Raw genomic sequence first — 7,672 nt, forward strand, 5'->3', positions numbered from 1 at the left:
GGGTCTGTGTGTAACGACCGGGGGGCCGGGGTCATTCCGGGGTCGGCCCATCCATCGGCACCCTCATTGAGGCGGTGCCCGTTCGGTCGTTCGTGCGGACTGCAACGACCGGGTGGTGGCTGGCATTCCAACCCGGGTGACCAGGCCGGAGGCCGGCGGTGGTGCTGCGATCGTCAGGGTATGTAACGACCCCGGCCCGGCCATGATTCCGGCCCGCGAGTGCACCCGGCCACACCCAGATACAGACAAACAACCCACACGGCACCGGGCTCCACGCCATCGGACCAGCCCTCACCGGGGTGATCCACTCGGCTTCACGGAAGGCGGGGCATCCCGGACGCCCGGACACCCCGACATCAAGAATCCCGAGTTGATCATGCCGGGCCGGCCGCAATGTCCTGCCCAGGGCCTGGGCGGGTCAGGAGCCCAGGTAGCGCAGGATTGCGAGGATTCGTCGGCTGTAGCCCGTTGTGTGTGCGAGGTCGAGCTTGTCGAAGATGGCGTTGACATGCTTCTCGACAGCGCTCTGCGATACGTGCAGCCGCTGGGCGATAGCGAGATTCGTGTGCCCCTGGGCCATCTCGTGCAACACGTCCCGTTCCCGCGGCGTGAGCCGACCGAACGGGTCGGGACGGTCCGAGCCGGCCACCACCTGACGGACCACCTCCGGGTCGAGGGCGGTGCCTCCGGCGGCCACCCGGTCGAGGGCGTCGAGGAAGTCGTCCACCTGGGCGACCCGGTCCTTGAGCAGGTAGCCGACCCCCTCGGGACGGTCCGCGAGCAGCCTCCCGGCGTAACGCCGCTCCACGTACTGGGAGAGCACGAGGACGCCGGTATCGGGCCACCGGCGACGGATCTCCAGGGCGGCCCGCAGTCCGTCATCGGTGTGGTTGGGTGGCATCCGGACGTCGGTGACGACCACGTCGGGACGGGATCGTCCGACCGCCTCGACAAGCTGGTCGGCGGTCCCGACCGCCGCGAGCACCTCGTGCTCCTCGTCGGCGAGCAGCCGCGTCAGGCCTTCCCGGAGCAGCGTCGAGTCTTCGGCGAGGACTAGGCGCACGGCAGCTGCGCCAGCACGGTCGTGGGACCGCCGGCTGGGCTGGTCACCAGAAGTCGGCCGTCCAGCGCGGCGACCCGTCGCGCCAGCCCGGACAACCCGCGTCCGGTCGGTTCCGCGCCGCCGACGCCGTCGTCGTGTACGCGCATCCGGATCCACCCATCCCGTACTCCGATTTCGACGGTGACCAGGGTAGCGGCGGCGTGCTTCGCGGCGTTGGTGAGCGCCTCGCAGGCCACGAAGTACAGCACCGTCTCGACCTGCCGCTCGGGGCGGACCGGCAGCTCGCAGCGGATTCGCACCGGCACCTCGGATCCGCGGGCGACGATGGCCAGGACCTCACCCAGATCGCTGTCGTCCAACGCTGACGGGTAGACCCGCCACGCCACCTCGCGCAACTCTTCGATGGCCCGTTGCACGTCCTCGTGTGCCTGAGCGAGCAGTGCGTGTGTGCGGTCGGCGTCGCGGGCGCGGCGGGCCCGGCCGAGCAGCATGCCGAGGGCGACCAGCCGCTGTTGGAGGCCGTCGTGCAGGTCGCGTTCGATGCGCTGCCGTTCGGCGTCGACGGCGGCGATGACTCCGGCCCGACTGGTGGTCAGCTCGTGGACCCGGCGGGTCAGCTCGGCCCGACTTCCCGCGCCGAGCAGTCGTCGCGCCAGCCAGATGTCCAGTGCGGCGATGCTGGCGACGGCCTGAACGTTGAGCAGTAGCAGCACCGCCCCGACGGCGACCTGGGACAGGGCGTCGAGAACAGTCAGGTCTCCGCGCACGGCCGCGCGCAGCACGATCCGGCCAGCACCACACCGACGCCGAGCACGGCGTACGCCAGCAGGCCGAGCGCGCCGGGCAACAGTCGGGCGGCCAGGTAGCCGAGCTGCCGCCGGGTCGCCACGGTGTGCGGCACGGGCAGATCCTGCGCGGCGAGCAGCCCGGCGAGGCGGCGGTGTTCCATCCGTACGAGCCGCCCGCCGTACCTGCTGGTCAGGCCGGTAACCCGACGGCCCGCCGCAGGCGCGACCGCGAACACACTGCAGGCTGCGAACGCGACGGCGAGGAAGGCGAACTCGACGACGGCCGTCGCGACTCCGACGGCGACACCGAGCGGCAGCCGGAGCCGAAGCAACCACCTGCCGGTCCGCCGCTCCCCCACCACCTCGCCCGCCTTCCGCAGCAAGCCTGCTCCCGCTTGCTCCGCTTCGTGTGACGCGCCCGCCGCAGGCGCACGTTTGATGCAGGGCGTCAGCACGCGACGCCGGTGCAGTCTGGGGTGCAGAGCAAAGGCAAGGAACAAGGAAACCAGAAGGGCGGGCTAGCGCTCGTCCGACGCCCACGATCCGCTTCGGTAGAGGGTGCCGCGACCGCCCGGGTCGGGCATCCCGTTCAGTGCGCCCTGCTCGGGCTCTGTCGGCTCGGGGTTGCGGGCAGCGCGGCGGGCCTTCAGCACGCGGGACCCGACGAACCAGGCGGCCGCCGCCGCGCAGACGACGATCACCACCTTCTGGAGCATGCCGGCGTAGCCCTCGACGAGATGCCAGTTGTCACCCAGCAGGTAACCGGCGAGCACGAACGTGGTGTTCCAGATCAGGCTGCCCAGCGTGGTGTAGAGCAGGAACGTGCTCACCGGCATCCGCTCAACCCCCGCCGGGATGGAGATCAGGCTTCGGAAGATCGGGATCATCCGGCCGAAGAAGACGGCCTTCACACCGTGGCGCAGGAACCACGCCTCGGTCCGGTCCACGTCGCTGAGCTTGACCAGTGGAAGCCGGGAAACGATGTTGCGCATCCGGTCGCGCCCCAGGGCCGCGCCGATCAGGTAGAGCGCGAGCGCGCCCACCACCGAACCCAGCGTGGTCCAGAAGATCGCGCCGACCAGACTCATCCGTCCCTGCGCGGCGACGAACCCGGCCAGCGGCAGGATCACCTCACTGGGGATCGGCGGGAAGAGGTTCTCCAACGCCACTGCCAGGCCAGCGCCCGGTCCGCCGAGTCGTTCCACCAGGTCAGTGACGTAGCCGACGATCCCGTCCTGTGGTGGCTCCGCTGCGGCGGCGGGGGTTCCGGTGGCGAACACGGCGTGGGACGTTCGAATCATGCGCCCACGTTACGAAGTCATCCTGAGAGCCGACCATGGGGCCGACCGCCCGACCGCGCGGGTCGACCACACCGGTGGGGGTGCGGAAAGCCGCACCCCGCTGCGGCTCGCGGTGGTCCAGCCGCCGTGCGTACCCCTGGATGTCGCGGCAAACGCACGGGCGCACGCCGCCGCGGTCCGCGCGGCGCGCGCCCGGGTGGTCGTCTTTCCGGAGCTGTCGCTGACCGGGTACGAGTTGGACGCGCCGGTCGTGTCAGTCGACGACCCGCGGTTGGCGCCGCTGGTCGAGGCGTGCCACGAGGCGGGTGCGCTGGCCCTGGTCGGTGCGCCGGTCACCGGCGACCACATCGCGATGCTGGCGGTGACCGGTGGCGGTGCGACGGTGGCGTACCGGAAGATGTGGCTGGGGGACGCGGAGGCCCGTCGGTTCCGGCCCGGCGACGCCCCGGTCGTGCTCGATGTGGACGGTTGGCGGGTGGGGCTGGCGATCTGCAAGGACACCGGCGTGGCCGCGCACGCGGACCGGACGGCCGCGCTCGGGATCGACGTGTACGCGGCGGGCGTCCTGGAGTCGGCCCGTGACGCCGCAGTGACAGACCAGCGGGCGCACCGGATCGCCACCGCGCACCGGGTCTGGGTGGCGGTGGCGAGCTTCGCCGGGTCGACCGGCGGTGGCTACACCGAGGCGGCCGGGCTCTCGGGCGTCTGGACGCCGGACGGCGAAGAGTACGCCCGCGCGGGCACCGACCCGGGCGAGTCGGTCAGCGTCAACCTCACGTCCCCCCGCCGGGGCAGCGGGCGCGGTTAGGGTGACGTAATGATCTCCGGACGAGTCGTGCAGCTGCGGCGGTACCCGGTGAAGTCGCTGCTCGGAGAGCGGACCTCGGCCGCCGACATCGGCGCGACCGGTATCGCGGGTGACCGCGTGCTGGCCCTGCTGGATCAGACAAGTGGGCGGGTGGCCAGCGCCAAGCAACCCCATCGCTGGCGCGGCCTGCTCACGCTACGAGCGACCGGCGGGGTGACCGATCCGGTACGGATAACCCTGCCCGACGGTCGACACCTGTCAAGCGAGGACCCCGGCATCGACACGGCGCTGAGCGCGGCGGTGGGCCGCCCGGTGACCCTCATCGACGCCGTACCGCCCGGTGCCACCCTGCTGCGGTCCCACCCGGAGGCGGTGCTCGCCGCCGGCCTCACCGAAGAGGTCCTGGCCGACGAGAGCCGGCTCGGGTCGGTTCTGCCCGGGACCTTCTTCGACTTCGCTCCGATCCACCTGGTCACCACCGCGACCCTGGATCGGATCGCCGGGCACCTACCGCCTGGGTCGGGGACTGTGGAGCGCTACCGGCCCAACCTGGTGCTCGACACGGACACGGACGCCTTCGCCGAGAACGACTGGGTCGGCCGGGAACTGCGCGTCGGCCGGGACCTGGTGCTCGCCGTGCTGGCCCCGACGCCGCGCTGCGCGGTGCCCACGCTCGCGCACGGCCCGCTGCCCCGCGAGACCGAGGCGCTGCGGGCTCCCGCCCGACTCAACCGGATCGAACCGCTGCCCGGAATGGGTCCCCAGCCGTGTGTCGGCGCGTACGCCACAGTGCTCCGGTCCGGGCGGGTGGCGGACGGCGACCACGTTACGGTCTGCCCATGAGTACCGTCCCCTCCCGACTGTCCGTGGTCACAGTGGGAGCACGCGACGTCGCCGCGCTGCGGTCGTTCTACCGGTCGTTGGGCTGGCCCGAGCTGCCGGCCAGTGACGACGGCTGGTCGGCCTTCCTGCTGGGTGGTGTGCTGTTCGCGCTCTACCCGCTACCGGAGTTGGCCGCCGAGGCGGCACCGGGCGTGCCCGTGCCGGCCGGTGGCTGGTCGGGGGTCACCCTGGCCTGCAACGTCGACAGCCCCGACGAAGTCGATACAGCGTTCGAAGCCGCCGTCGCGGCGGGGGCGACGGTGGTGGCGCAGCCGACCGACCGGTCCTGGGGTGGGCGCTCCGGCTACATCGCCGACCCGGAGGGCAACCGGTGGGAAATCGCCTGGGCGGGCACCGCCCGCTTCGACGAGCGCGGCGCTCTTCTCTCCTTCGGCTGAATGTGCTGTTTGCGCGGCGGCAATGACCTTGGAATGCTTCGGGAATGACGTCATTTCCTCCGACCTTCGACGATGATGTCGTCGGCCAGTCAGCCCAGACGCAGTTCGAGGCGTTCATCGACGAGCACCGCAGAGCGCTCAACGGTTACCTGGACGGGCTGACCGAGGAGCAGGCGCGGCGGTCGTTGGTGCCGTCCCGGACGACGCTGCTGGGTCTGGTGAAGCACGCCGCGTTCGTGGAGAAGGTCTGGTTCGACGAGGCCGTCACCTGCCGGCCCCGCTCCGAGATCGGCATCCCGGCCACGCCGGACGAATCGTTCATCCTGGACGACGGCGACACGATCGCCGCCGTCCAGCGCGCGCACCGGGAAGCCTGCGAAGCCTCCCGCCGCGCCACGTCCAGCCTGGGCCTTGACGACCTGCTTCGCGGCAACCGGCGTGGCCCGCTGCCGCTGCGCTGGGTCTACCTGCACGTGCTGCGCGAGATGGCGCAGCACTGCGGGCACGCGGAGATCCTGCGCGAGCAGATCCTGGCCGCCGAATAGCGTCGCCCCATCCGGCCATCCGCCCGCCGTCGTCCGAGACACCGAATCGGTCCGGCCCGGCGGTACTGGATCACGCTCTGGCCCACCCCCCGGTGTCGGCGAAGCGACGCAGCGTCCAGCGGGCCGGCGGCCAGCCGCCGGGGTCGTGGTCGGTGGTCCATTCGGTGATCGAGGCCGGGGGCACGTCCAGGTCGAACGCCCGGAAGACCGGCTGCGCGCCGAGCGCGTGGAAGGCGCCCTCGACGGTTTCGCTGTGGCCGACCAGGACCACTGTGGAGCCCCGGTGCCGGTGGGCGATCTCCATGATCGCGCGGCTGACGCGGACCACCAGTTCGGCCCAGCTCTCGTTGCCCTCCTCGAACGGTCGGAACACGCCGCCGCCCGCAATCGCATGGTCGGTACGGAAGAGGGAGGTCGGCAGGCCGTCGGCGTACGGGGGTGTGTGCCAGGTACAGAGACCACAGTCGGCCACGGGCCGGACGCCGAACGCCGCGCCGATCGGTTGCGCGGTCTCGACGGCCCTGCGCAGCACGGACGAGTAGACCGCCACCGGCCCGTCGGCGGCGATGTCGCCGGTGAGCCGGTTGGCCAGGTCGTGTGCCTGCTCGTGGCCGAGGGCGGTGAGGCCCCGACAGCCACGTGGCCCACCGATGATTCCTTCGAGCTGGTGGACCGACTCGCCGTGTCGCACGAAGATCAGACGTGTCCGCATCGGGACATCATGCCAGCGGTATCGACGGAGGTATCAGTCGTCCGTACGGCTGGTGGAGAACGTGCCGGTCCGGGCGAGCAGAGCGTCCAGTTTCTCGCCCGTCTGCGCTGGTAGGCGGTCCCGCCGCACCAGCTCGGCGATGCGGTCCCGTAGGTCGGCGACGCGCTCGGCGCGGTCCCTGGTGCGGCGGTTGAGGTCGGCCAGGTCGTCACGCAGGTCTTCGGCGGTCTTCCGGTCGATGTCACCGCGGGCCACCGCGGTGGCGAGGACGGTGGCGAACTCGCTGCTCACCTCGCGGAAGCTGACCGGTACCTGCTGCCCGACGGTTGACGGCGCGGTGCTGGCGGCCGGGGGTGGCGAGGACGGTGCGGCCGGCGTCGGCGAGTGTGTCGTGGGCGCGGGGGCCGGGGCGGAGGTCGACGGTGCGGCGGCGATCTCGGCCGGGTCGGGTTTGCCCGGGTTGCCGAGCGGATTCTGCGCGATCAGGGCGCCGACGCCGATCAGCACGGCGAGCACGGCCGCGACGAGCACGCCGACGGGCCGACGCGACCGGCGTCGGGGCGGTGCGGCGGTCGCCGGGACGGGGCGGGCGGCCACCACCGATCTGTCGATCAGCGTGGGCGGGTGGGCGGCCGGCCGGATGCGCAGCAGTTCGGTGGGCGGCTCGACCGGCTGACCGGCGCCGAATCGGCGGGCCAGATGCGCGGCGCTCGGCCGGTCGGCCGGGTTGGCGGCCAGGCAGGCCACGGTCAGCTCGGCGATGTCGGCGGGAAGGCCGGGCACTCGCAGCGGCGGCACGGGGGTGCCGCGCCGGTGCACCTCCAGCGCGTCCTCCCAGCTCTGCACGGGTAGCGGCGCCCGCCCGGTGAGGGTGCGGTAGAGCAGTGCGCCGAGGGCGTACACGTCGCTCGCCGGGTCGGGCGGGCCGGCGGTCAGCCGTTCCGGGGCGAAGTAGGCGGGGGTGCCCATCAGCGGTTCGCCGGACTGGCTGTCGAGGCCGCCGAGCGCAGCGATGCCGAAGTCGAGCACCTTGGCGCCGGTGTCGGTGAGCATGACGTTTCCGGGCTTGACGTCGCGGTGCACGACGCCGATGCGGTGCGCGGCGGCCAGCGCGGCGGCGATCTGGCCGGCCACCCGGACCGCCTCCGGCCAGGGCAGCGGCCCGGTCCGCTGCC

The 7,672-nt window shown here is 72.1% G+C and carries 10 protein-coding genes; 4 read left to right on the forward strand and 6 right to left on the reverse strand.

Features of this window, described 5'->3' with window-relative positions; translation table 11 throughout:
• Window positions 1–418 precede the first annotated feature (418 nt).
• The 4 genes from AB0B48_RS30655 to AB0B48_RS30670 form a co-directional block, all read right to left on the reverse strand.
• A complete protein-coding gene (locus AB0B48_RS30655) occupies window positions 419–1,063 on the reverse strand; it encodes a response regulator transcription factor (protein WP_357207619.1) in 645 nt (214 codons plus the stop codon).
• Entirely contained in the window at window positions 1,054–1,845 is a 792-nt protein-coding gene (locus tag AB0B48_RS30660) for a histidine kinase (RefSeq protein WP_357207622.1), read from the reverse strand. Before AB0B48_RS30660 ends, AB0B48_RS30655 begins: the two co-directional genes overlap by 10 nt.
• Window positions 1,815–2,234 carry a hypothetical protein gene (locus AB0B48_RS30665; protein WP_357207625.1) on the reverse strand — a complete coding sequence of 140 codons (420 nt, stop codon included), beginning with the start codon at window positions 2,232–2,234 and terminating at the stop codon, window positions 1,815–1,817. Before AB0B48_RS30665 ends, AB0B48_RS30660 begins: the two co-directional genes overlap by 31 nt.
• A gap of 135 nt (window positions 2,235–2,369) precedes the next feature.
• A complete protein-coding gene (locus tag AB0B48_RS30670) occupies window positions 2,370–3,152 on the reverse strand; it encodes a DedA family protein (protein ID WP_357207628.1) in 783 nt (260 codons plus the stop codon).
• Between AB0B48_RS30670 and AB0B48_RS30675 the strand changes: the two genes are divergently transcribed.
• Genes AB0B48_RS30675 through AB0B48_RS30690 form a run of 4 tightly spaced genes read left to right on the forward strand, consistent with a single transcriptional unit; the run spans window position 3,151 to window position 5,785 of the window.
• A complete protein-coding gene (locus AB0B48_RS30675) occupies window positions 3,151–3,960 on the forward strand; it encodes a carbon-nitrogen hydrolase family protein (RefSeq protein WP_357207631.1) in 810 nt (269 codons plus the stop codon). The two genes, AB0B48_RS30670 and AB0B48_RS30675, sit on opposite strands and share 2 nt — an antisense overlap.
• A gap of 9 nt (window positions 3,961–3,969) precedes the next feature.
• The gene (locus tag AB0B48_RS30680; protein ID WP_357207634.1) at window positions 3,970–4,803 is read left to right on the forward strand and encodes an MOSC domain-containing protein; all 834 of its coding nucleotides are present in this window, start codon (window positions 3,970–3,972) and stop codon (window positions 4,801–4,803) included.
• The gene (locus AB0B48_RS30685) at window positions 4,800–5,240 is read left to right on the forward strand and encodes a VOC family protein (protein ID WP_357207637.1); all 441 of its coding nucleotides are present in this window, start codon (window positions 4,800–4,802) and stop codon (window positions 5,238–5,240) included. Before AB0B48_RS30680 ends, AB0B48_RS30685 begins: the two co-directional genes overlap by 4 nt.
• Window positions 5,241–5,284: 44 nt before the next feature.
• The gene (locus AB0B48_RS30690) at window positions 5,285–5,785 is read left to right on the forward strand and encodes a DinB family protein (RefSeq protein ID WP_357207640.1); all 501 of its coding nucleotides are present in this window, start codon (window positions 5,285–5,287) and stop codon (window positions 5,783–5,785) included.
• A gap of 70 nt (window positions 5,786–5,855) precedes the next feature.
• On the opposite strand, the gene AB0B48_RS30695 is transcribed toward AB0B48_RS30690, so the two are convergent.
• Together AB0B48_RS30695 and AB0B48_RS30700 are read right to left on the reverse strand one after the other, a co-directional pair.
• The gene (locus AB0B48_RS30695) at window positions 5,856–6,497 is read right to left on the reverse strand and encodes a histidine phosphatase family protein (protein ID WP_355009995.1); all 642 of its coding nucleotides are present in this window, start codon (window positions 6,495–6,497) and stop codon (window positions 5,856–5,858) included.
• Window positions 6,498–6,530: 33 nt separating this feature from the next.
• On the reverse strand, window positions 6,531–7,672 hold a 1,142-nt coding region (locus AB0B48_RS30700; RefSeq protein WP_357207642.1), incomplete at its 5' end, for a serine/threonine-protein kinase.

This window comes from Micromonospora sp. NPDC049089 (assembly GCF_040648775.1).
In the GTDB taxonomy this organism is placed as follows: Bacteria; Actinomycetota; Actinomycetes; order Mycobacteriales; family Micromonosporaceae; genus Micromonospora.